This window comes from Pseudoxanthomonas sacheonensis (assembly GCF_031455975.1).
GTDB lineage: Bacteria > Pseudomonadota > Gammaproteobacteria > Xanthomonadales > Xanthomonadaceae > Pseudoxanthomonas_A > Pseudoxanthomonas_A sacheonensis_A.
Map to the genome: position 1 here is coordinate 597,381 of NZ_JAVDTT010000002.1, position 24,110 is coordinate 621,490.

Consider the following 24,110-nt stretch of genomic DNA (forward strand, 5'->3'; position numbering starts at 1 on the left):
CCCGGGTTGCGCCGCTTACGCACCCGCAGCTTCGTCGCAGACGAGCATTTGCCGGTTGCGCGATTCCAGCCATGCGCTGAAACCGGTCAGAGCCAAACCCACTGCAGTGACCGACGCGGCGGCAATCGCAAGATGCGGATAGCCGTGGCCGTCGGTCAGCAGGCTCGCGCCCAGCCATGCGCCGCCGGCATTGCCGAGATTGAATGCGCTCTGGTTCAAAGTGGAAGCCAGCAACGGCGCTTCGCTGGCCTGCTGCACCGAGCGCGCCTGAAGGGCCGGACCGCCCAGGAAGCCGATGAATCCGATCAGGAACACGCTGGCCACCGCGAACGCCGGCAGGTGCATGAGGCCAGCGAACAGCAGGAAGAATGCGCACAACGTCGCCAGGGCGACTCCCAATGCGGGCATCAGCTTCCAGTCGGCCAGGCGCCCGCCCAGCAGCGTGCCGCCGGTGGCGCCCAAACCGAACAGGACCAGCACCCAGCTGATCGTGGATTCGCCCAGGTGCGCTTCGCTGGTGAGGATGGGCACGATGTAGGTGAACACGGTGAAGATGCCGCCGAAGCCGAACACCGTCATCGCCATGGCCAGCAACACCTGCGGCTGACGCAGCACCCGCAGTTCCTGGCGCAGCCGCGGCGGGGTCAGTTCATGCAGCGAAGGCACATTGCGGGCAAGGATCAGCAGCGAGGCCACGCCCAGAATCACCACCGCCCAGAACGTGGCGCGCCAGCCCAGCGCCTGTCCGAGCAGAGTGCCCAGCGGCACGCCCAGGATGTTGGCGACGGTCAATCCGGTGAACATCAACGCGATCGCCTGCGCGCCTTTTCCTTCCGGCGCGATATGGCGTGCGACCACCGCACCCGCACCGAAGAACGAACCATGCGCCAACGACGCGATCACCCGCGCCACCATCAGCGTTTCGTAATTAGGGGCCAGCGCGCACAACAGGTTGCCCAATACGAATACGCCCATCAGCACCAGCAGCACCGTTTTGCGCGGCAAGCGGGCCGTGGCCATGGCCAGCAGCGGCCCGCCGATCACCACGCCCAGCGCATAACCGGACACCAGCAGACCCGCCGACGGTATCGAGACGCCCAGGTCCGCCGCCATCTGCGGCAGCAGGCCCATCACCACGAATTCGGTGGTGCCGATGGCGAAGGCGCTGACGGCCAGCGCGATAAGGGGCAGGCGCATGGGGTTCCTTGTAAGGTCCGCGCGCGATCGGCACGGAGGCATCGGACAAGGGTATTGTGCAGTGCAGCAACGGTATCGGCAATCCGATTTCACCAAACCCAGCGTTGCAAATTCGGGGAATACGTATGCGCTCGGTAGGAGCGCCCCATGGGCGCGAGCTCTTTGCACGCGTCAGGAAAAAGCTCGCGCCCATGGGGCGCTCCTACCGGCTAATAACCGGCGGCTTGTCCGTCCTTACGGCTTTCCGACGCGCCGAAATACACGCCGGTCTGCGGGTCGCGGCGAATCGCCTGATAGCCGCCGTACGGACCGAGCGCCCATTCCACGTGATGGCCTTTGTCCATCAGGCCGCGCACGGTTTCGTAGGGAAAACCGGACTCCAGCTGCACCACGCCGCCATCGCTCATCGCGGTGTTCTGGCCGGTGGGCTCGGTGTCGTTCTCGTGCTGGATGCGCGGCGCGTCGCCGGCTTCCTGCAGATTCATGCCGAAGTCGACCAGATTCATCACCATCTGCACGTGTCCCTGCGGCTGCATCGCACCGCCCATCAGGCCGAAGCTGACGAAGGGTTTGCCGTCCTTGGTGATGAACGCCGGAATGATGGTCTGGAACGGACGTTTGCCCGGTTCGAAGGTGTTCGGATGACCGGGTTTGAGCACGAACATTTCGCCGCGATCCTGCAGGATGAAACCCAGCCCCGGTGGCGCCATGCCGCTGCCCATGCCGCGATAGTTGGACTGGATCAGCGACACCATCATGCCGTCGGCGTCGGCGGTGGTCAGGTAGATGGTGTCGCCCTGATCTAGTTCGGCCGGCGTACCGGGTTGCACTTCCCGCAGCGGCTTGTCTTCCGAGATCAACTTGCGTCGCTGCTGCGCGTACGCCTTGGAGATCAGCTTGGCCACCGGCGCCGGCTGGAACGCCGGGTCAGCGTACCAGCGCGCGCGGTCGGCGAAGGCGAGCTTCTTGGCTTCCACGAACAAGTGCACGTGTTCGGCGCTGCCGAACGGGATCTTCGAGAAATCGTAGCCCTCCAGCACATTGAGCATCTGCAGCGCGGCGATGCCCTGGCCGTTGGGCGGCAGCTCCCATATGTCGTAACCGCGATAGTTGGTGCTGACCGGCTCCACCCATTCGCCGTGATGCGCGGCCAGGTCTTCATAGCTGAGGAAACCGCCGTTGGCCTTGAAATAAGCGTCGATGGTGCGGGCGATATCGCCCTTGTAGAAGGCATCGCGACCGCCATCGGAGATTTTCTGCAGGGTGTCGGCCAGATTGGGGTTCTTCCACAACTCGCCGGTGCGCGGGGCACGCCCGCCGACGGTGAACTGCTCGCTGAAGCCCGGGTACTTGGACAAGCGCGGCACCGAACGACCCCAATAGTAGGCGATGGTTTCGGCGACCGGATGGCCTTCGCGCGCATAGCGGATCGCCGGCGCCAACACGTCCTTCATCGGCGCCTTGCCGAAGCGGTCGTGCAGGGCGAACCAGCCGTCCACCGCGCCCGGCACGCTGACCGGCAGCGGACCCAGTGGCGGAATGTCGGTAAGGCCCTGCTTCTGGAAGTAATCGAGCGTCAGCGACTTCGGCGAGCGGCCGGAACCGTTGTAACCGTAGAGTTTCTTCGTTTTCGGATCCCACACGATCGCGAACAGATCGCCGCCCACGCCATTGCCGGTAGGTTCCATCAATCCCAGTGCGGCGTTGGCGGCGATCGCGGCATCGACCGCGCTGCCGCCCTGCTTCATCACGTCCAGCGCGATCTGGGTGGCCAGCGGATGCGAAGTGGCGGCCATCGCATGCGGCGCGATGACTTCCGAGCGAGTGGCGAAATCGCGTCCGGTAATCCGGTCGGCGGCATAGGCCGGCGCCGCGCACAGCAACAGCAGCGTCAATAGATAGCGCATTGGAAGGCCTCGCAAAAGTCAGCGACGACGCCGACCCACCCGCCGCATGTTACGGCCAGGCGGGGGGATTGGCTGCCCAGGCCGTATACACCTCGGCCAGACGCTTGCGATCCTCTTCGCGCCAGTCCGGCAGCAAAGTCGGGTAGTTGGCCGGGTCGTTCCACAGGTTGGGCTCGGTTCGCACCGCGGCGGCGTACCACTTCACGGCTTCCGCCTTGCGATCCGCGCTCCACAACGCCAGGGCAAGCGTTGGCGGCACCCAGGACGGTTGGCCGTAGCCGTGGGCGAGTTCGGCCCAGAACGCCAGCGCCGGCGCCACTTCGTCGTGCTTGTACAGGTCCCACGCATAGTTCCAACGAATCGCACGGCCGATACCGCTGTTGACCTGGGTCGCTCCCACCGCCTCGGTGTACAGCGTCTTGCCCAGGTCGGTGCGGTTGTCGGACATCGCCACGTGCGCCAATTGCGCCGTCGCCTCCATCAGCTTGCGGCCCCGCTCGCGCATCTTGACCAGCTCCGCGGCCAGGGCGTCGCCCTCGCCCTGCGCCACCACGATCTTGCGTGCGGTGCCGGCATCGGCGTCGAAATAGAACTCTTTTTGTTTAGGCAGGGCTTGCGCCTGCGCGGCAAAGCCGTGGATGGCCAACAAGATGGCCAGAAAAACCCGAATAGTAGTCATGCGACATTCCCCAACCACGAACAGCAACCTCCCCATCGCCATCCTAACCGCTGCAGCGCACATCCGGGGAGTGAGGAAGGTCACGAAATACCGCGCTGATACAATTCGCTACCACGCGTCCGGCGTTCGCCGGACGTCGCCAGCCGCCTCCGACACCCCCGGGCCAGCCATGACCAGCACCGCCGAACTCACCTCGCCGTCGTCCGCCAACACCCCGCAGATCGACGTGCTGGACAACGACTACACCCTCGAACACAAGTACACCCGCACCGACGGCCGCATCTATTTGAGCGGGGTACAGGCGCTGGTCCGGCTGCCGCTGATGCAGCGCCTGCGCGACCAGGCCGCGGGACTGAATACGGCCGGGTTCATCAGCGGCTATCGCGGCTCGCCTCTGGGCGGTTTCGATCTGGAGCTATGGCGGGCGAAGAAGCATCTGGCCGAGGCGCAGGTGAAATTCATTCCCGGGCTGAACGAGGATCTGGGCGCGACCATGGTCTGGGGTACCCAGCAGACCAACCTGTTCCCCGGCGCCAAGGTCGAGGGCGTGTATTCGATGTGGTACGGCAAAGGCCCCGGCGTGGATCGCTGCGGCGACGTGTTCAAGCACGGCAACGCCGCCGGCACCTCCAAGCACGGCGGCGTGCTGGCCATGGCCGCCGACGATCACAACTGCCGCAGCTCCACCCTACCGCACGGTTCGGAAGACGAATTCGTCAGCGCGATGATGCCGGTGCTGAACCCGGCCGGCGTGCAGGACATCCTGGATCTGGGCCTGGTGGGCTGGGCGATGAGCCGCTACACCGGGCGCTGGGTCGGCTTCAAGACGATCGCCGAAACAGTGGAATCCTCCGCCTCGGTGGAAGTGAATCCGTTCGCACGCCGCATCGTGCTGCCGGAGGATTTCGAGATGCCGGTCGGTGGGCTGAACATCCGCTGGCCCGATCCGCCGCTGGATCAGGAAATGCGTCTGCACCGTTATGCGGTGAAGGCCGCGCAGGCCTTCGCCCGCGCCAACGGCGTGGACCGCATCGTGCTGGATTCGCCGCGCGCACGGCTGGGCATCGTCACCACCGGCAAGAGCTACCTGGACGTGCTACAGGCGCTGGAATACCTGGGCCTGGACGAACAGGCCTGCGCCGACATCGGCATCCGCGTGTACAAAGTCGGCATGACCTGGCCGCTGGAGCCGGTGGGCATCGCCCACTTCGCCCACGGCCTGGAAGACATCGTGGTGGTCGAAGAGAAGCGCGCCTTCATCGAGCGGCAGATGAAGGAACAGTTCTACAACTGGCCAGCGAGCGCCGGCCCGCGTCCCTCCATCGTCGGCAAGTACGACGAGGCAGGCGAATGGATCCTGCCCTCCACCGGCGAACTGACGCCCGCGACCATCGCCGGCGTCATCGGCCGCCGCATCCAGCGCTTCTTCACCACCGAATCCATCGAACAGCGGTTGCGTTGGATGGAAGAGAAGGAAGCGGAGATGGCATTGCCACGCGCCAATTTCCCGCGCGTACCGCATTACTGCAGCGGCTGCCCGCACAACACCTCGACCGTAGTGCCGGAAGGCTCGCGCGCACTGGGCGGCATCGGCTGCCACTACATGGTGACGTGGATGGACCGCGACACCGACACCTTCACCCACATGGGCGGCGAAGGCGTGACCTGGTCGGGGCAGGCGCCGTTCACCGAAACCGAGCACGTGTTCCAGAACCTGGGCGACGGCACCTTCTTCCATTCCGGCTCGCTGGCGATCCGTCAGTCGGTCGCCACCGGCGTCAACATCACCTACAAGATCCTCTACAACGACGCGGTCGCCATGACCGGCGGCCAGCCGGTGGACGGTACGCTTAGCGTGCCGCAGATCGCGCACATGATGCGCGCCGAGGGCGTGCAGACGATAGTGATCGTCAGCGACGAAATCGAGAAGTGGAGCAAGCCGGAGATCTTCCCCTCCGGCGTCGAATTCTACGACCGCAAGCGCCTGGACGAAGTGCAGAAGCAACTGCGCGAAGTGAAGGGCGCCAGCATCCTGATCTACGACCAGACCTGCGCCACCGAGAAGCGCCGCCGCCGCAAGCGCGGCAAGCTGGTCGATCCGCAGAAGCGGGTCATGGTCAACACGCTGGTCTGCGAAGGTTGCGGCGACTGCGGCGTGAAGAGTTTCTGCGTGTCGGTGCTGCCGAAGGAAACCGAGTTCGGGCGCAAGCGCGAGATCGACCAGTCCAATTGCAACAAGGACTATTCCTGCGTCAACGGCTTCTGCCCCAGCTTCGTCACCGTGCATGGCGGCGGGCCGCGCAAGGGCAAGAAAAAGGATCCGGCCGAACTGCTGGCCAATTTGCCCGCGCCCGTTTTCAAGGCCGATTTCCAGCAACCCTGGAACATCCTGATCACCGGCGTCGGCGGCACCGGCGTAGTGACCATCGGCGCGCTGCTGGGCATGGCCGGGCACTTAGAAGGCAAGGGCGCCAGCGTGCTGGACCAGACCGGTCTGGCGCAAAAGGGCGGCGCGGTCACCACCCACATCCGCATCGCGCGCACGCCCGAAGACATCCACGCCGTGCGCATCGCCGCCGGCGAAGCCGACGTGGTGCTGGGCTGCGACATGGTGGTGGTGAACGATTACTGGGTGTTGTCGAAAGTACGCGGCGAACGTTCGCAGGTGGTCCTCAATACCTACCAGGCGATGCCCGGCACTTTCACCACGCGGCCGGATATGGAATTCCCCGCCGCCGGCATCGTGTCCGCAGTGACGCAGGCGCTCGGCGGACGCGCGCCGCTGCAGGTCGACGCCACGGTGCTGGCGACGGCGCTGATGGGCGATGCGATCGCGGCGAACCTGTTCATGCTGGGCTACGCCTGGCAACAGGGATTGGTGCCGATTTCGTTCGAGGCGATCATGCGTGCGGTCGAGTTGAACGGCGCGGCGATAGAAATGAATCGCCAGGCTTTCGCCTGGGGCCGCCTGGCCGTGGTCAACCCTGTGGCCGTCGCCGAAGCGGCCGGCGTGATCCACAACGCGCAGACCGAATCCGAGCGTACCCCGCACAATCTGCAGATCCTGCCGCCGGGCGAATGGGAGACCAGCGAGTGGGCCAGCCCCAGCGCCCCGCGCACCCCCGACAACGAGCATGAAGTGCGCGGCCTGCAGGATGCCAACAGCGGCGACAGCAATCTCGCTTTCCTGCCGCTGGACGACCTGCGCCTGTCGCGCTCGCTGGACGAACTGATCCAGCGCCGCGTCGCCTTCCTCACCGAGTACCAGAACGCCGCCTACGCCAACCGCTACAGCGCGCTGGTCGACAAGGTGCGCGACGCCGAACACGTGCGTGCGCCGGGTTCGACCGCGTTGAGCGAGGCGGTGGCACGCTACTTCTTCAAGCTGATGGCCTACAAGGACGAATACGAAGTCGCGCGCCTGTACACCAGCGGCGATTTCAGAAGGAAGCTGGAGCAGCAGTTCGAAGGCGACTACAAGCTGCACTTCCACCTGGCGCCGCCGTTGCTGGCGAAGAAGGACGCGCAGGGCCGGCTGATCAAGCAGGAATTCGGTCCGTGGGTGTTCAGCGCGTTCAAGCTGATGGCGAAGTTCCGGTTCCTGCGCGGCGGCCTGCTGGACATCTTCGGCTACACCGAAGAGCGCAAGGGCGAACGCCGCCTGATCGGCGACTACGAGAACACGATCGGCGGGCTGCTGAGTTCGCTCAATGCGGACAATCTGCCTCTGGCCGCCGAAATCGCCAGCATCCCCGAACACATCCGCGGCTACGGACACGTCAAGGAAGCCCACCTGCACAAGGCCAAGGCGCGCGAAGCGGCATTGCTGGACAAGTGGAACAACCCACGCGAGATCCCGCTGGTGCAGGCAGCGTAGGGCGGGTCTTGACCCGCCATTGCCATCATTCCGGTGGTATTGGCGGCGGTTGGGCTTCTTTCCATTGCCGTCGCGAGGTTGATGCATGGCCATGGCGGGTTGAAACCCGCCCTACGTCCTGGCAATCAGGATATCAATTCAACGATCTATTCACAATTGGTGTCATGGTCTGAGATTTATCCAGTTCTACTCATTAAATAGACTTGATTATTTATTCATAAATCTATTCAATGCTCGTATGGAAAATCTCCGAACGAGCCAATTGGAAGATCTGCTGCGCTTGCGGAGTCCGCAAACCGCAGCAGAACTGGCCGGCGCCCTTGGCATCAGCCAACCAACCCTTTCGCGTCTGATCGCCTCCAGTGACCGCGTTGTCCGAATCGGCAATGCTAGGGCGGCGCGTTATGTCCTGAGCCGTGAAATTGCGCGTGCCGGCCATTTGTGGCCCCTGTACCGCATAGACGCTTATGGTCAGGCGGAGACCCTGGGTGAACTGCGCGCCTTGCACGGTGATGAATTCCACTTTCAACCCGCGCAGGCCTTACCCGCCTTCCTCCGAGGCGATTTCGCCAACGGCCAGTTCCTGAACGGCCTGTTCCCTGGCTTACCCTGGTTTCTCGACGACCAACGCCCGCAAGGGTTCCTGGGCCGCACGTTCGCGCGTCGTGTCGCTGCGGACATCGGCGCATCGGGAGATCTGACGCGCTGGCGGTCTGACGACGTGGTGCTTGCCCTGCTGCGCTACGGAGACGATCAGCCCGGCGATCTCGTCCTCGGTGAGTCCGCGCTGCAAAATGCATTGCAGAAGGCGCTGGCGCCTGAAGACGCCATGCCCGTCAACGAGCGCGAGGCCCGCTATCCCCCGCTTGCCGAAGCGGTGCTGCGCGGTGAGAACATCGGTTCGTCCGCGGGCGGCGAACAGCCCAAGTTTCTAGCGACGCTGCGTGGAGACGATGGCTTCCAGCCGGTGATCGTGAAGTTCAGCGAACGCGGTGAAACACCCGCCGCCCGACGTTGGGCCGACCTGTTGCGTTGCGAGCAGATCGCCGGGGCGGTCCTGCGTGCGCACGGCCAGCCTGCCGCCCTCGGCGAGATCGTAGAGGCCGATGGCCGCACGTTCCTGCAATCGACCCGCTTTGATCGCACTTCGGTACTGGGCCGTCGCGGATTCGTATCGCTAGCGGCGCTGGACGCCGCTTTCTACGGTCACGGCCGCATCGACTGGTGGCGCTTCGCACCGCAGCTGCAACGTGATGGCTGGATCGATACCGAGAATGCGCAGCGCCTGCGCGTGCTCGGGTGGTTCGGCGCGCTGATCGCCAACAACGACATGCACTTGGGCAACGCCGCCCTGGCCCTCACCGATGACCGGCCGCTCGCGTTGGCGCCGGCCTACGATATGCTGCCGATGCATTTCCGTCCCGCCGCCAGCGGCGAGATAGTGCCCCGCGAGTACGCCGTCACCTTGCCTACGCCGGAATTTCGCGAGAATTGGCGCGTGGCGGCGACCCTGGCCCTGGCGTTCTGGCGACAAGTCGCCGACAACCCCGCGATCTCGGAAGCCTTCCGACGCATCGCCGAAGGAGCGTCGGCTTCGCTGGGTCACGCGGTAGCGCGGCAACGCTAGTCCTTCCTCGATGCGGGTCTGGACAGGCGATGCAGGTGCAGATCAGAGCGGCACCTGTATGGGCGGCCCTTCCCGCCTCAATGCATCAAGGATCTTGCGTCCTGCGCGCCCATCCTGCGGCTGCAATCCCAGCCGCTGTTGTTCGGCCACGATCGCACGGCGGGTGAGCGTGCCGATCATGCCGTCCGCTTCGCCGATGGCATGCCCGCGCGCCAGCAGCAATAGTTGCAGTTGCTTGCGTTCGCCGCGGCCCAGCCCCGGATCGTCGGTGGGCCAGGGCGTGATCAAGGCGCCGCCACCGCGCAAGCGGTCGGATAAAGTTGCGATGGCCAGCGCATAACTCTCGGCGGCGTTGTACGAATAGATCGCATCGAAGTTGCGGAACACGAGGAAGGCGGGGCCCGTCGCGCCCGCAGGCAGCAGTACGCCGGCCTGCGCATCGGACGCCGGCAGCGGCGTGCCGTCGACGCGGGTGATGCCGCGCGCGATCCAGTCGGACAGAGGTCGCTTGTTCTTCCTGCCGGCGAGCGCGGCATCGAAACCCGCGGGCAGTTTCACTTCGTATCCCCAGGGTTCGCCCGTGCGCCAGCCGGCTTGCTTGAGGTAGTTGGCGGTCGAGGCCAGCGCGTCGGGAATGCTGGCGACCAGATCGCGGCGTCCATCGCCGTCGCCGTCGACCGCGATGCGCTGGTAAGTGGTGGGCATGAACTGGGTATGGCCGAACGCGCCGGCCCAGGAGCCGGTCAAACCTTCCGGTTTCAAGTCGCCGCTTTGCAGCAGATCGAGCGTGGCGAAGAACTCGCCCCGGAAAAAATCCTGGCGGCGCCCGAAGCACGAGAGCGTCGCCAGCGAAACCAGCAAGGGCCGCTTGCCGAAGGTCTTGCCGTAGTCGCTTTCCACGCCCCACACCGCCACCACGGTCTGCGGGTCCACGCCGTACTCCTGCGAAACCTGGGCGAGAGTCGCGGCGTTGGCCAGCAGCATGGCCTGGCCATCGCTGACGCGCTGGTCGTCGACCAACGCGGCCAGATAGTCCCAGATCGGAGTAGTGAACTCGGGCTGCGCATCGAGCAATTCCAGCACGCCCATGTCCGGAACAAGATCGCGCGTGTTGGCGTCGAAGCTCGCTCCTTCTATGCCTGCCGCTTCGGCCTTTCCTCGCAAACCCGCCAGACAATCATTGAAGACCATCTCGTCGGCGGCCGCGTTCGACCAGAACGCGAGCGCCAGCGAGGCGCACAAGAGTGTTTTCATGGACATCCTCTCCTTCCAACGGACCCGAGCCCTCTTTGTCGGAGTATTGCGCATCCTTCCGCAACGGCGCGTGACATCACGGTAAAGCGCCGCCGTAGCGAGGCTTTCTGTCCTCCCGCATGCCCCGGTCGAAGTCGCGACGACTACTTCCTCGGCGCAAGCAACTGCGTCAGACGATCGGGTGTTCCCGCAATACGCTGCAGATGCGGATGGCGCAGGCCGTTGCGATAGTCGAGCTGCAGCGTGCGATAGGCATCGCCCTGCTTCACCAGCAGTTCGAGCGGTCGCTGGTCCGTGTGCGCGACGGTGATCGCGCGCTTCAGGCGCTCGGCGTTGTAGGCCATGCCCGATACCGCCACCAATTGCATGTCCTTGGCCATGCCCGCGCGATAAGCCGGACTGTCCCAAAGCACGTCGTTGACCGTGCCTTCGTCGTGGGCGACCTGCAGGCCCAGCGAGTAGCGGAAATCGTCGTACTCGCCGTCGCCTTCCGCATCGGCGATGGCTAGGTTGGGCGTTTCGTCGTAGACCAGTTTCCAGCCAGCGCGCGCCAGTCCTTGCAAAGGCGCGGCGGGGCCATGGCTGTCCACGCGCTCACGCAAGTACGACGCCCAGTCGTGCGCCTGCACGCGATCCAGCGCCTGGACCACCTCAGCGAAACCGTAGCGGCTCACTCCGACTTCGCCCGCGTAGCCGCCGAAGAAGCCCTGCGCGAAATCATCGAGCGAACGTTTTCCCTTCGATAGCTCGCGCAGTTTGGTGTCTACATCCAGCCATACCAACGTGCCTTCGTCGTAGAAGTCGTAGCCGCGCTGCCAGCTCTCCCACGCCTGCGGTGCATCGTTGAAGTCGACGATGCCCTGGTAGACGGTGTCCTGCAGACTGCGCCATCCGCGGCCGGCGCGATGCTCGAACATCGCAGCGTTGGCGGCCAGCACTTCCCGCGCCTGTTGCGGCGTATAAAGCCCGGCGCGCGCGGCCAGCACCCACGCCCAGAACTCGGTCTGCCCTTCGTACACCCAGAGCAGATCGTTCTGCATCGGGGTGTTGTAGTGCGGCGTCCACAGCATCGCCGGACGCATGAACTTGCCGTTCCAGCTGTGCGCGTATTCGTGCGGCAGCAGATAGTTGTCGGTGAAGGGCGCATCGCCGGTCAGATAGCCGGGAAAGGTGCCGTTCTCGCTCGATTGGTGGTGTTCCAGGCCGATGCCGCTGAACTGGTCCGACAGCGCCAGCAGGAAATCGTAGTGGACGAACGGGCGCGTGCCGAACACCCGATCGGCCTGCTTCACCAGCGCACGGTGCGCGGCGAGGATTTCCGGCTTGGCATCGAGCAGTTCCGGCGCATCGGCGATCACGTTGAGGCGCACCGGTATTTTCGCGCCTGGATCCAGGTCGAATCGCTTGAAGTAACGGCCGGCGTAGACGGGAGAATCGACCAGATCGACGAGCGCGAGCGGCTGAAAGCGAGTCACTCCGTCATCGGACCCAGCCGTTTCCAGCGCGCTGCCGAATTGCCAGCCTTCGGGCAAACGCAGACTGGGTTCGAAACGGATTCGGCGCGCATCGTAACCGGCCGGATACAGCAGCAATCGCGACCACTGCACCGACATCAGTTCGGTGGTCATCGCCACCCGGCCCTGATCGTCGGCAGTGGGCGAAAGCGATTGGAATTCGATCTCGAGCGCGGCGACGCCCACGGGTACGTCCAGATGGAAGGCGTAGACGTCCAAGGGGTCGCGCCGCCATTCGATGCGCTGGCCGTTGCCTGCGATCAGCAGACCCGCGAACTGGTTGATCGGGCCGGTGGCCGCGTGATTGCCGGGTATCCACTGCGGGTACCAGAGCTTCAAGGGACCGGGCTGGACCGGAAGGCGTTCGCGCACCCGGTAGATGCGGCGCGACACGTCGGTGGCATCGACCGCTAGCGATATCACCCCCGGGTAATCGCGGTCGGAAACCACGGGCGCGACGGTAGGCGCCTGTGCCCGCACGGGAAACGGCAGGGCCAGCAAACAGAGCAACAGGATCACGAGCCGCGCCATGCGGGTTCCAGTTACGTGGGAAGCCAGCATTCTGGGCATGTCACGCGGGAAACGACAAGCTTGCAGCCGGTCTCGGCCCTATCGACGGAATCGCCGGCTAGGCTCTTGAGGCACGCGGGACGAGTGCGAGCGTTGCCACTGCCTGCGGTGCAAGAAACTGTTGGGTATGAACATCAAACACCAATCGGGTGGGCGCTCTTCCCATGCGCTGGCGATCTTGGCGTTGCCGACGCGAGAGAGATTGGCTTTCTTCGATCCTTTGCTTCTGCCCCTACCCCTCGAGAAAAATTACCGTCCCGATCTTTCATGGCATCGGCGTCACGCCGCTATCACCTACGTTAACGCCGGTTAGAGGAGAGATGAATTCATTGAATTTTTCTTGCTGAACACGTCGCAAAAAAATTGCAAAGCTTTCTATTACACAAGCAACATATGACGACTTTATGACAGGCCCACCGCCCGGTTTCGCGGACGGCAGCAAGTCATCCCGTTAGGAGGTCATATGCACGCCGCTGTCGGTCGTCAACCCCATTCCCTCCCCTATCTTGTCCCGCGCGGCCTGCGGCTCGCGCGGGATTTTTTGATCCTGCCCGATCGTGCGCATCGATGGTCTGTTGCGGCCGTGACCGGCACGATGGCGACGCTGATTGCCTGCTTCATAAGGTATGCGTATGTGGAGAGGCATCATCTGACCGACAGCTTCTTCTATGACCGCCTCCAGTTCTCGTTTGTCGACCGAGGCTATCCCGAAATCTTCGGCTACGGCCTGGAACTGGCGGCCTGCGCGCTGTTTGCCCTATCCGCCCGCGTGTATGGCAAGAAGCAGTGGTATGCGTTCGCGGCGATCCTGTTCGTGACGTTTCTGGACGATGCATTCGAACTGCATGAAGCTATCGGGCACCTGTTCAATGTCGGACTGGGTCTGTCGCCGGTCGCCGGGGATCTGATCGGATTCTCCACCACGGGATTCTTGTCCGTCGTGTTCTGGCTCGCCGGCACGCGCCTGATTCAAGGCGAAGACGACTGGCTTCCCTACCTCGTCTTTACGGCCTACTTCGCGACCTTGATTTTCTTCGGTGTCGGCGTGGACGCCGTGCATGGGATGCTGGGAAAGAATGTGTCGCAAACCTTGCTGACCTTGATCGAAGATGGCGGCGAACTGGTGACGACCGCCATCATCAGTCTGTCGGCATTCGGCATGTGGCTGCGGCATAAGCACGCGTCGATCGCCCGCGGCGCGCCGATGGAGTCCGCATTGCCGAACCCCTGAACGATCTTGAATCCCGCCACCAATGCTAGGTGCGGGGTAAGTTGCGGCCGATTGCGTAGACGTTCGTGGTGTTGCGGCGCGGGTGCTCCCTGTACGGAGGCCTGCAACCCGTCTTCATGGGTAGGACAGCCCGGGCGGGGTGCGCGGGAACGACTAGCGGAATCGGATAGCGCCATGGGCTCCCACCCAGCCCGCGACATGGCGACGAACCCACCGCCATTCGCCGCAGTACTGTCCGTCGCTGTCCACTAACCGCGTTGCAGGTCATATCCGGCCCCCGCCGGCGAGGTCAGCCCGCGTGGTCTTCAACTCCCTTACGTTCATCGTGTTCTTCGCGTTGGTGCTTGCGCTGCACGTAATGCCGTTCCGCTGGACCACGAAGAAAACCAATCTGCTGGTCGCCAGCTATCTGTTCTACGCGGCCTGGAATCCGCCGTTCGTGATCCTGCTGTGGGTGTCGACGGTGGTCGACTGGTGGGCGGCGAAGAAACTGGTAGACGCGGAGAAGCCGGCGGCGCGGCGCGCGTGGATGCTGCTGTCGGTGGTGGTGAACCTCGGCATGCTCGGCTACTTCAAGTACGGCGGCTTCCTGATGGAGAACTTCCAGGCGCTGATGGCCGCGCTGGAGGTGGCCTATCAACCGCCCGCGCTCGACATCGTGCTGCCGGTCGGCATCTCGTTCTACACCTTCGCCACGCTGTCTTACACGCTGGACATCTATCTGCGGCGGGCGAAACCGGCGAAGAGCTTCCTCGACTACGCGCTGTTCGTGACCTTCTTCCCGCACCTGGTCGCCGGACCGATCATGCGCCCGACCGAGCTGGTGCCGCAGTTCGCGCACGAACGCCGCGCCACGGCCGACCAGCTGCGTTTCGGCCTGGCGCTGATGGTTCTGGGGCTGTTCCAGAAGATCGTGCTGGCCGACGGCTTTTTGGGACCTGCGGCCGAAGCGGTCTACGACGCGCCGGGCCGGATCCCCGGCGCGCTGGACGCATGGATGGGCACGCTGGCCTTCAGCGGACAGATCATCTGCGATTTCGCGGGTTATTCCACCACCGCCATCGGCGCGGCGATGTGCCTGGGCTTCGCCATGCCGGACAACTTCCGCTTTCCGTACGCGGCGATCGGCTTTTCCGACTTCTGGCGACGATGGCATATCACCTTGTCGGCGTGGTTGCGCGACTATCTCTATATCCCGCTCGGCGGCAACCGCCATGGCGAGGCGCGCACCTACTTCGCATTGATGGCCACGATGCTGCTCGGCGGCCTGTGGCACGGCGCCAGCTGGACCTTCGTGGTCTGGGGCGGCTTGCACGGGTTGTATCTGGCGGCCGAGCGCATGTTGCGCGCGCGCTTCCAGGGCTATCGGCCTGGGCCGTTGGCGCTGGTCGGCCTGGGTTTGCTGACCTATGGGTTGATCAACATCACCTGGGTGTTCTTTCGCGCCAAGGGTTTCGAACAGGCATGGACGATTCTTCGCGGCATGTTCGGCGGCAACCCGGAGGCGCAACCCATCCTGACCACTGCGCATCTGGCGATGGTGGCGCTGATCGTGGGCGGGATAGTGATCGCCCACTGGCTGATGCGCAGCCGCACGCTGGAAGCGATGCTCGCGCGGCGGCACCCGGTGCCGCTGTCGGCGGCGCTGGGTGCGATGGCGTTCGCGGTGGTTGCGGCACAGGGAGCGGGCAATGCCTTCATCTACTTCCAGTTCTGATGCCGGGGAAATGACCATGACCAGCGATGTCGCCATTGGGACGACCGAACGCTTCGAGCGTCCCGGTTTCGTGCGCCTGACCGCCTCCGACCGGCCCGGCGTCGCCCAGCCGGTGCCGGAACGCGACATCCCACCGCAGCCGTGGGGAAGGATCCTGCTCGGGGCGCTGGCGCTGTTCCTGCTGCTGATGGCCGGATGGGAATGGTATTGGCGCGCGTTCGGCGCCACGCCGGGTTACCGCAACAGCAATGGCGCATGGGCCGAGCAACGCCGCCGCATCAATGAAGGCGAAGGCGGCAAGACCGTCTTGATCGGCAGCTCGCGCATCCTGTTCGACGTGCAACTGCCGGAGTGGGAACGCGCGACCGGCGAGCGCCCGATCCAGCTGGCGCTGGAAGGCACATCGGCGGTGCCGGCGCTGGAGGACCTGGCTGCTGATCCGGACTTCACCGGCCGTCTGGTGGTGGACGTCACCCCAGGCCTGTTCTTCAGCGGCTTCGCCTACCGGGGCGAGGCGATTTCGCACTACCACAAGCAGGGGCCATCGCAGCGCAGCGGGCACTGGCTGTCCAAGCGCCTGCTTGAACCGTACTTCGCCTTCTACGACCCGGATTTCGCGCTGGCCACGGTGATCCGGCGCCAGGATTGGCCGCCGCGCCCAGGCCTGCGCAAGGACACGCGCGTGCGCAAGCTGATGACGCAGGACAGCGGCGATCGCAACACCCACATCTGGCGCAAGGTCGAGGTCGATCCGCAATATCGCGCGCTGGCGCGCAGCATCTGGGCCGAGAACTTCACCGGTCCGCCGCCGCCGATGATGGATACGCCGGAGAAGGCGCGGAAGCTGATGGAGACGCAGATCGAGCGCGCGGTCAAGGCCATCGCCACCTTGCGCGCGCGCGGCGTGCGCGTGGTGTTCGTGCGCCCGCCCAGCGACGGCGAGTACTACGCGTTCGAGCAGAAAACGACGCCGCGCGCGCGGACCTGGGACGTGCTGTTGCAGCGCACCGGTACGCCTGGCATCCACTTCGAAGACTACCCGCAACTGCAAGGCTACGAATTACCGGAGTGGTCGCACCTGACCGCCGCCGATGCCAAGCGCTTCACCACTGCGCTGGCGCCGCTGGTCGAGCAAGAGTTCGCACGCGCCGAACCTGGATCGCGAGTGGCGGCCGCCCGCTAGGGACTGCGCCGCCAGACCAGCGTGCGGTTGTTCGCCGGCATCGTCACATCGGCGGCCAGCCGCAGGCCGATCGCGCGCGCCAGAGCATCCACCGCCTCGAAGTCGCGGATGCCCATGCGCGGGTCGCGTACGCGCAGCGACGCATCGAACTGTCGATTGCTGTCGCTGGTGAACTCGCCGTCGTAGTTGAACGGACCGTAGACCGCCAAGACGAAAGGTGCGGCGGCAGTCGGGGCGAACGCGAGCATTTCGCCCAGGCTCACGAAGCACGCCTCGACCTCGTCCCAGCCCATGATATGCAGGGTATTGGCGGTGAATACGGCATCGAAATGCGTCGGCGACCATGAGCCATGCGCGACGTCGAGTTCGATCGGCGCCGGCGTGTTCGGCAGCCCAGCCTCCTCCAGCCACATACGGATGCCTGGCAGCTGCTCCGCACGATCCGAGCACTGCCACCGTAGCCACGGCATCGCCGCCGCGAAATGCACCGCATGCTGGCCGGTGCCGCTGCCGATCTCCAGCACCTCGCGCGCTTGGGCGAAATGCACGCGCAACACCTCCAGGATCGGATCGCGGTTGCGTTCGCTGGCCGGCGAGAACGGTTTTTCGGCAACCATGACGGCCACTCAAGCCAGCGAGCGGACGTAGATCATTTTGTTGGAACCGCTCGCACCGCGCTCCTCGATGGCGAAATACCGGGGCTGATGCTTCAGCAGATCGCTGAGTTTGCGGTGCCCGTACAGACGCGGGTCGAAGTCCGGCTGGATCTTGTTGAGGTAGCTGCCGACCGCGCCCAAGAACGCCCAGCCGTTGTCATCCGAAGCTTCTTCGATGGCCTGGCGAATCAGCGCCAGCGGCAACTGCTCGGTGGATTTGTTCTTGGCCTCCACCGCCGGCACGGGCGGCGGTGTCGCGGTCGAAGCCGGTTTCGTTGGCGCAGACTTTGTCGCGACCTTCTTTGCGGGCTTGCTCGCCGCCGGCTTCACGGGTGCGCTGGCCGCTTCCATGCGCAGCACTTCGGTATAGATGAACTTGTCGCAGGCCCGCACGAACGCATCCGGCGTCTTCTTCTCGCCGAAACCGTACACGGTCAGACCCTCCTCGCGCAGGCGCTGGGCCAGCCGGGTGAAATCGCTATCGCTGGAGACCAGGCAGAAGCCGTCGAAGCGCTGCGTGTACAGCAGATCCATGGCGTCGATGATCATCGAGCTGTCGGTGGCGTTCTTGCCGCTGGTATAGGCGAACTGCTGGGCTGGGCTGATCGAATGCCTGAGCAGCGCCGCCTTCCATTGGGTCATGCGCGGACTGGTGAAGTCGCCATAGATGCGCTTCACGCTGGCCACGCCGTACTTGGCCACTTCGCCCAGCAGACCCTCGATCACCGACGGCTGGGCGTTATCCGCATCGATCAGCACCGCCAATCGCGGCTGGTCGTCGTCGTTGTCGGACTTGCCGTTGTTTCTGGATTTCATGGGGTTGATTCCTGGCATGCCAAAGGACTGACCCAACATACTCCTTCGATCTTGCAGAGCACATGATCAGCCCCCTCCCTTGCGAAGCAGGGGAGGGTTGGGGAGGGGTGCTTTTTGCGGTGACGTTAGAAAGCCATGACCTGCTCCTGTCGGAATACAGCCGGTGACTTTCAAACCACCCGCCGACTATCGCGCCAAGAGCACCCCTCCCTAGCCCTCCCCTGCTTCGCAAGGGAGGGGACTAAAAGCTAGACGGCGCTCGCGATGCCGGCTGCGATCATCTGCATGGCAACCGCCTCAGCCGCCTTGATCCCATCCACGCCCGCAGAGAGGATTCCCCCCGCATACCCTGCTCCTTCGCCCGCAGGAAACAAGCCAAGCGTGTTGAGACTCTGCCCATCCACGCCACGAGTCATGCGTACCGGAGAAGAAGTGCGCGTCTCCACGCCGGTGAGGACCGCGTCGTCCATCGCGAAACCCTTGATCTGCTTGTCGAAGGCAGGCAGCGCTTCGCGGATCGCGTCGATCGCGTAGCGCGGCAATGCGACCGAGAGGTCGCCGAGCTTCACCCCCGGCGTATACGAGGGCTGGACCGACCCGAATTCGACGGACGCGCGCTTGCGCAGGAAATCGCCTACGAGCTGTCCCGGCGCGTCGTAGCTTTCGCCACCGAGGCGAAAGGCCTGCTCCTCCCAATGCCGCTGCAAGGCGATGCCGGCCAGCGGACTGCCGCTGGGGTCGAACTCGGCGTAGTCCTCCGGCGTGATGCCGACCACGATGGCCGCATTGGCGTTGCGTTCGTTGCGCGAGTACTGGCTCATGCCGTTGGTGACCACCCGTCCCGGTTCGCTGGCGGCGGCGACGACAGTGCCGCCCGGGCACATGCAGAAGCTGTACACCGAACGTCCGTTGCGGCAGTGGTGGACCAGTTTGTAGTCGGCCGCGCCGAGGAGCGGGTGCCCGGCCTGCGGACCGAAGCGGGCGCGATCGATCAGGGATTGCGGATGCTCGATGCGGAAGCCGATGGAAAAGGGCTTGGCTTCCAGGAACACGCCGCGCTCGTGCAGCATGAGGAAGGTGTCGCGCGCGCTGTGGCCCAGCGCCATGACCACGTGGTCGGCGCGGATTTCCTCTCCGTTCGCAAGCACCACGCCGCGGATCGCGCGTGCGCCGGACGACGAATCGTTTTCGATCAGCACATCGTCGACCCGATGCGAGAAGCGGATCTCCCCGCCCAGCGCTTCGATGTCCGCACGCATGTTTTCCACCATGGACACCAGGCGGAAGGTGCCGATATGCGGCTTGCTGACGTAGAGGATCTCCTCCGGCGCGCCGGCCTTGACGAACTCGGTCAGCACCTTGCGCCCATAGTGGCGTTTGTCGCTGATCTGGCTGTACAGCTTGCCGTCGGAGAACGTGCCCGCGCCGCCTTCGCCGAACTGCACGTTGGATTCGGGATTGAGGATCTTCTTCCGCCACAAACCGAACGTGTCCACGGTGCGTTCGCGCACGTTCTTGCCGCGCTCCAGGATGATCGGCCGCAAGCCCATCTGCGCCAGGATCAGGCCGGCGAACAGACCGCAGGGACCCATGCCGATGACCAGCGGCCGCAGCGCCGCCGGATGCGGGGCCGCCTGCACGGATTCCTCGACCGTGGTCGCCACCACCCGCGCGTCTTCCGAACACACCGATAGCGGCACCTGCGCGGAGGCCGTCGTTTCTTTCGCATGGGCCACGGGTTTGTAGGTGGTGTCCGGCGTCGGCCCGACCCCGTCTGCCGCTTCCTCGTCCACCTGCAACCGCTGCAAGATGTCCGCTTCCCGGGTCGTCTCCACGTCCACCGCATAGATCAGCATGATCGCGCCGCGTTTGCGCGCGTCGTAGCTGCGCTTGGCCACGGTGAAGCCGACCAGCTCGTCGGCGGCAATGCCGAGGCGGGCGACGATCGCCGCAGGCAAGGCCGCTTCGTCGTGGTCCAGAGGAAGTTTCAGGTCGGTGAGTCGAAGCATGGCCGGATCCGCGGAGAGGCGCCAGTTTAACTGCGGCGAGGAAACGGGCGCTGTAAGGTAGCCGGCATCGCCAGACCGTCAGGAGAGGGCGCATGCAATATTTCCGATCGATGCGACGCAGCACGCTGCTGCTTGCGGCACTCAGCGCAAGCCTGGCGACGGCGGCCGAACCGCCTGGACGCCGCACTTATGCCAACCCCATGGATCTGGACTACCGCTACAACTTCGAGCAGCTCAACGAAGGCATTTCCTATCGCACCGGCGCCGATCCGGTGATCGTGCGGCATAAGGACGCCTACTATCTGTTCCAGACCCTGGCCGACGGCTACTGGCGCTCCACCAACCTGCTGGACTGGCGCTTCGTCACCCCCAGCCGCTGGCCGTCGGAAAGCATCGTGGCGCCGGCCGTGGTTTCCGACGGCGATCGCTTGGTGATCATGCAGTCGGCGTTCGGCCCGCGCGCATTGCTGCAATCCACCGATCCGGCCAGCGGCAAGATCGACTACCTCACTCGGCTGCTGCCGCGTATTCCCAGCGCGGTGCCGCCGGGCCAGGACCTGCTGCCGCTGCCGGCCGGCAAGACTCCGCCGGGGCCATGGGATCCGGATATTTTCATCGACGACGATGGCCGTTGGTACCTCTACTGGGGCTCGTCGGACACCTACCCGCTGTACGGCATCGAGATGGAAAAAGCCCCTCGCGGGTTCACCTTCCGTGGCGAACCGAAGGTGATGCTGGCGCTGGATCCGGCCAAACATGGCTGGGAACGCTTCGGCCCCGATCACCGCGGCATGAATTTCCCCAACGGCAAACCGGTCGGCAACTACATGGAAGGCGCGTGGATGACCAAGGTGCGCGGCCGCTACTACCTGCAATACGGCGCCCCGGGCACGGAATACAACGCCTACGCCAACGGCACCTATGTCGGCGACAATCCGCTGGGCCCGTTCGAATACGCGCCCTACAACCCGGTGGCGTACAAGCCCGGCGGTTTCGTGCAGGGCGCCGGGCACGGTTCCACCTTCCAGGACAAATACGGCAACTGGTGGAACACCGGTACGCCTTGGATCGGCTACAACTGGACCTTCGAACGCCGCATCGCGATGTTTCCGGCGGCGTTCGCCGATGACGGACAGATGAGCGTGTCCGCGCGCTTCGGCGATTTCCCGCATTGGATGCCGGAAGGCAAGATCGCCGATCCGGAATCGCTGTTCACCGGCTGGATGCTGCTGTCGTACCGCAAGAAGGCGACGGCCTCGTCCACGCGGGGCGAGTTCGCCGCCAGCCGGGTCACCGATGAGAATCCGCGTACGTTCTGGGTCGCCGGCAGCAGCGAACCCGGCCAGACCTTGACCGTCGACCTGGGTGCGGAGAAGACGGTGCGCGCCGTGCAGGTCAATTACGCCGATTATCAGTCCGGGCGTTTCGCCGATGCGCCGGATATCTACACGGCGTTCCAGTTGCAGCATTCGACGGATGGAAAGAAGTGGAAGCCGTTGGCGGAAGTCGGCGATGGTCCGGACCGTCGCGACCGTCCCAACGCTTACCTGCAACTGCCGGAACCGGTGCGCCTACGTTATCTCCGTTATGTGCACGGGCATGTGGGCGCGGCCAATCTGGCCATCAGCGACTTGCGCGTGTTCGGCAATGCGGAGGGCAAGCCGCCGACTGCGCCACGCGATGTGGCCGTGAAGCGCGATCAGGATCGCCGCAATGCGGTGGTGACCTGGAAGGCCGTTCCCAGCGCGGTGGGATACAACGTGCGCTGGGGCCTGCGCGCGGACCGGTTGAACCTGAGCTATCAGGTGTTCGCCGACAAGGGCACCACCCTGGAACTGCGTGCCTTGAACGTCGACCAGTCCTACGTGATGGCGGTCGAGGCGTTCAACGAGACTGGAGTTTCCGGGTTGAGTGCAGCCAGGCAAGCGGAATGAACACCTTCCTACCTCTGCAATTGCGGAAGGATGTCCACCTCTGTTGACCTTTATTGGTGGAATGAAAGGCAGCGCCGCCGTCGAGCCAGCGAACCGATCGGGTTTGGGGAATCCGCGGAGAAAATATTGAAACACTTCGCTCCGTCTATGCCAAAAGTCATTTGACGTCGTTTCCGTCGGCGGCAATGATCGCTGTCGGCCATGGCGTTGCGCCGCATGCGCGTCCCAGTCGTCCGATCCTGTCGTTCGATCCAGTTTCCCCTTCCCGTGCGATCCGCGCGGGCTCTACCGATGGAGAGCAGCCTTGCACAGACGTGACTTCCTGGCCATCAGCGGCCTCAGCCTTGGCGGCCTGATCGTGCCGTCCTTCCTCGGCAAGGCGATCGCCGCCGAGCAATTGCAGACCACGCTGGACATCGGTTTCAAGAAAGGCCTGGCCGATGCCGCGCTGGCCGCGGCCACCGAGGCCGGCGCCAGCTATTGCGACGTGCGCGTGGGCCGCTATCTGCGCCAGTTCGTGATCACCCGCGAAGACAAGGTGCAGAACGTGGTCAACACCGAATCCACCGGCGCCGGCGTCCGCGTCATCGCCGATGGCGCCTGGGGTTTCGCGGCCACCAACGACCTGACCAGCAATGGCGTGGCTCGGGCCGCGCGCCAGGCCGCGGCCATCGCCAAGGCCAATGCGAAGATCCAGACCGCGAAAGTGCAACTGGCGCCGGTCAAGGGCGTGGGCCAAGTGGCGTGGAAAACGCCGATCGTGAAGAACGCGATGGAAGTTCCGATCAAGGACAAAGTGGACCTGCTGCTGGGCGTCAATGCCGCCGCCATCAATGCCGGTGCGGATTTCGTCAATTCCATGCTGTTCCTGGTCAACGAACAGAAATATTTCGCCAGCACCGACGGCTCCTACATCGACCAGGACGTGCACCGCATCTGGGCGCCGACCACGGTCACCGCCATCGACAAGGCCAGCGGCAAGTTCCGTACCCGCGACGGCCTTTCCTCGCCGATGGGCATGGGCTTCGAATATCTGGACGGCGCCGCTTCGGGCAAGTTCGTGTCGCCCAATGGCGTGGTCAATTACGGTCTGTCCTACGACATGAAGGAAGACGCCATCGCCGGGGCCAAGCAGGCGCGCGAGAAATTGAAGGCGCCCTCGGTCAAGCCCGGCAAGTACGATCTGGTGCTGGATCCCTCGCATACCTGGCTGACCATCCACGAATCGGTCGGCCATCCGCTGGAGCTGGATCGCGTGCTGGGCTACGAGGCCAACTACGCCGGCACCAGCTTCGCCACCCTGGACAAGCGCGAAGCGAAGTTCCAGTACGGCAGCGACATCGTCAACATCGTCGCCGACAAGACCCAGGTCGGCAGTCTGGGCGCGGTGGGCTACGACGACGAAGGCGTCAAGACCAAGCAATGGGACCTGATCAGCAACGGCAAACTGGTCGACTACCAGGCCATCCGCGACCAGGCCCACATCCTGGGCAAGAAGGAATCGGACGGCTGCTGTTACGCCGATTCGTGGTCCAGCGTGCAGTTCCAGCGCATGGCCAACATCTCGCTCAAGGCAGGCAAGGAAAAGTTGAGCGTGGCCGACATGGTCAAGGATGTGGAGAACGGCATCTACATCATCGGCGACGGCTCGTTCTCCATCGATCAGCAGCGTTATAACGCCCAGTTCGGCGGCCAGCTGTTCTACGAAATCAAGAACGGCAAGATCGGCGCGATGATCGAGGACGTGGCCTACCAGATCCGTACGCCAGAATTCTGGAACGCTTGCGCGGGGATCTGCGACCAGAGCGACTACCGCATGGGCGGCTCGTTCTTCGACGGCAAGGGCCAGCCTGGGCAGGTGTCGGCGGTCTCGCACGGGTCCAGCACCGCGCGTTTCAACGGCATCAACGTCATCAACACCGCCCGCTCGCTCGGCTGA

At 64.4% G+C, this 24,110-nt stretch carries 15 protein-coding genes; 7 read left to right on the plus strand and 8 right to left on the minus strand.

The genetic code is table 11. From position 1 onward, the window contains the following. Positions 1–15 precede the first annotated feature (15 nt). From J2W94_RS09915 to J2W94_RS09925, 3 genes are all read right to left on the minus strand, one after another. Complete coding sequence (locus tag J2W94_RS09915; protein ID WP_310092724.1) at positions 16–1,197, minus strand: MFS transporter; 1,182 nt, start codon at positions 1,195–1,197, stop codon at positions 16–18. A gap of 209 nt (positions 1,198–1,406) precedes the next feature. After that, positions 1,407–3,104 carry a gamma-glutamyltransferase gene (gene ggt / locus J2W94_RS09920; protein WP_430540583.1) on the minus strand — a complete coding sequence of 566 codons (1,698 nt, stop codon included), beginning with the start codon at positions 3,102–3,104 and terminating at the stop codon, positions 1,407–1,409. Between the two features lie 49 nt (positions 3,105–3,153). Next, the gene (locus tag J2W94_RS09925) at positions 3,154–3,783 is read right to left on the minus strand and encodes a tetratricopeptide repeat protein (protein WP_310092729.1); all 630 of its coding nucleotides are present in this window, start codon (positions 3,781–3,783) and stop codon (positions 3,154–3,156) included. A 169-nt stretch (positions 3,784–3,952) separates the two neighbouring features. Between J2W94_RS09925 and J2W94_RS09930 the strand changes: the two genes are divergently transcribed. Next, positions 3,953–7,660 carry an indolepyruvate ferredoxin oxidoreductase family protein gene (locus J2W94_RS09930; protein ID WP_310092731.1) on the plus strand — a complete coding sequence of 1,236 codons (3,708 nt, stop codon included), beginning with the start codon at positions 3,953–3,955 and terminating at the stop codon, positions 7,658–7,660. Positions 7,661–7,898: 238 nt separating this feature from the next. Next, positions 7,899–9,287: a type II toxin-antitoxin system HipA family toxin YjjJ gene (yjjJ, locus tag J2W94_RS09935; protein ID WP_430540584.1), complete on the plus strand. Its 1,389-nt coding sequence runs from the start codon at positions 7,899–7,901 to the stop codon at positions 9,285–9,287. Positions 9,288–9,329: 42 nt separating this feature from the next. Here the strand turns inward: yjjJ and J2W94_RS09940 are convergent, their stop codons facing one another. Then, positions 9,330–10,547, minus strand: a complete 1,218-nt coding sequence (locus J2W94_RS09940) for a lytic murein transglycosylase (protein WP_310092736.1) — start codon at positions 10,545–10,547, stop codon at positions 9,330–9,332. 137 nt (positions 10,548–10,684) lie between these two features. Next, positions 10,685–12,586 carry a M61 family metallopeptidase gene (locus J2W94_RS09945; protein ID WP_310092738.1) on the minus strand — a complete coding sequence of 634 codons (1,902 nt, stop codon included), beginning with the start codon at positions 12,584–12,586 and terminating at the stop codon, positions 10,685–10,687. 502 nt (positions 12,587–13,088) lie between these two features. Here J2W94_RS09945 and J2W94_RS09950 point away from each other — a divergent pair. The 3 genes from J2W94_RS09950 to J2W94_RS09960 all read left to right on the plus strand — a co-directional run bounded on the left by J2W94_RS09950 (position 13,089) and on the right by J2W94_RS09960 (position 16,756). After that, positions 13,089–13,856, plus strand: a complete 768-nt coding sequence (locus J2W94_RS09950; RefSeq protein WP_310092739.1) for a hypothetical protein — start codon at positions 13,089–13,091, stop codon at positions 13,854–13,856. 298 nt (positions 13,857–14,154) lie between these two features. Further along, the gene (locus J2W94_RS09955) at positions 14,155–15,573 is read left to right on the plus strand and encodes an MBOAT family O-acyltransferase (protein ID WP_310092741.1); all 1,419 of its coding nucleotides are present in this window, start codon (positions 14,155–14,157) and stop codon (positions 15,571–15,573) included. A gap of 16 nt (positions 15,574–15,589) precedes the next feature. Next, positions 15,590–16,756 carry a hypothetical protein gene (locus tag J2W94_RS09960; RefSeq protein ID WP_310092743.1) on the plus strand — a complete coding sequence of 389 codons (1,167 nt, stop codon included), beginning with the start codon at positions 15,590–15,592 and terminating at the stop codon, positions 16,754–16,756. On the opposite strand, the gene J2W94_RS09965 is transcribed toward J2W94_RS09960, so the two are convergent. From J2W94_RS09965 to J2W94_RS09975, 3 genes are all read right to left on the minus strand, one after another. Continuing rightward, on the minus strand, positions 16,753–17,373 hold the full coding sequence (locus tag J2W94_RS09965; protein WP_310092744.1) for a DUF938 domain-containing protein: 621 nt from the start codon (positions 17,371–17,373) through the stop codon (positions 16,753–16,755). The genes J2W94_RS09960 and J2W94_RS09965 overlap by 4 nt on opposite strands. Positions 17,374–17,382: 9 nt before the next feature. Then, positions 17,383–18,228 (minus strand): NYN domain-containing protein, encoded by an 846-nt coding sequence (locus J2W94_RS09970; RefSeq protein WP_310092746.1) that lies wholly within the window; start codon positions 18,226–18,228, stop codon positions 17,383–17,385. Between the two features lie 248 nt (positions 18,229–18,476). Then, complete coding sequence (locus J2W94_RS09975; RefSeq protein ID WP_310092748.1) at positions 18,477–20,237, minus strand: NAD(P)/FAD-dependent oxidoreductase; 1,761 nt, start codon at positions 20,235–20,237, stop codon at positions 18,477–18,479. Positions 20,238–20,329: 92 nt separating this feature from the next. Here J2W94_RS09975 and J2W94_RS09980 point away from each other — a divergent pair, with 92 nt between their 5' ends. After that, the gene (locus J2W94_RS09980; RefSeq protein WP_310092750.1) at positions 20,330–22,171 is read left to right on the plus strand and encodes a family 43 glycosylhydrolase; all 1,842 of its coding nucleotides are present in this window, start codon (positions 20,330–20,332) and stop codon (positions 22,169–22,171) included. 304 nt (positions 22,172–22,475) lie between these two features. After that, the gene (locus J2W94_RS09985) at positions 22,476–24,110 is read left to right on the plus strand and encodes a TldD/PmbA family protein (RefSeq protein ID WP_310092751.1); all 1,635 of its coding nucleotides are present in this window, start codon (positions 22,476–22,478) and stop codon (positions 24,108–24,110) included.

Excerpts from the sequence above, each read along its gene's own strand:
- J2W94_RS09940 (WP_310092736.1), bottom strand. The coding sequence starts at position 10,547 with ATGTCCATGAAAACACTCTTGTGCGCCTCGCTGGCGCTCGCGTTCTGG.
- J2W94_RS09950 (WP_310092739.1), top strand. The coding sequence starts at position 13,089 with ATGCACGCCGCTGTCGGTCGTCAACCCCATTCCCTCCCCTATCTTGTC.
- J2W94_RS09930 (WP_310092731.1), top strand. The coding sequence starts at position 3,953 with ATGACCAGCACCGCCGAACTCACCTCGCCGTCGTCCGCCAACACCCCG.
- J2W94_RS09975 (WP_310092748.1), bottom strand. The coding sequence starts at position 20,237 with ATGCTTCGACTCACCGACCTGAAACTTCCTCTGGACCACGACGAAGCG.
- J2W94_RS09915 (WP_310092724.1), bottom strand. The coding sequence starts at position 1,197 with ATGCGCCTGCCCCTTATCGCGCTGGCCGTCAGCGCCTTCGCCATCGGC.
- J2W94_RS09960 (WP_310092743.1), top strand. The coding sequence starts at position 15,590 with ATGACCAGCGATGTCGCCATTGGGACGACCGAACGCTTCGAGCGTCCC.
- J2W94_RS09925 (WP_310092729.1), bottom strand. The coding sequence starts at position 3,783 with ATGACTACTATTCGGGTTTTTCTGGCCATCTTGTTGGCCATCCACGGC.
- J2W94_RS09945 (WP_310092738.1), bottom strand. The coding sequence starts at position 12,586 with ATGGCGCGGCTCGTGATCCTGTTGCTCTGTTTGCTGGCCCTGCCGTTT.
- J2W94_RS09965 (WP_310092744.1), bottom strand. The coding sequence starts at position 17,373 with ATGGTTGCCGAAAAACCGTTCTCGCCGGCCAGCGAACGCAACCGCGAT.
- yjjJ (WP_430540584.1), top strand. The coding sequence starts at position 7,899 with ATGGAAAATCTCCGAACGAGCCAATTGGAAGATCTGCTGCGCTTGCGG.
- J2W94_RS09970 (WP_310092746.1), bottom strand. The coding sequence starts at position 18,228 with ATGAAATCCAGAAACAACGGCAAGTCCGACAACGACGACGACCAGCCG.
- J2W94_RS09980 (WP_310092750.1), top strand. The coding sequence starts at position 20,330 with ATGCAATATTTCCGATCGATGCGACGCAGCACGCTGCTGCTTGCGGCA.
- ggt (WP_430540583.1), bottom strand. The coding sequence starts at position 3,104 with ATGCGCTATCTATTGACGCTGCTGTTGCTGTGCGCGGCGCCGGCCTAT.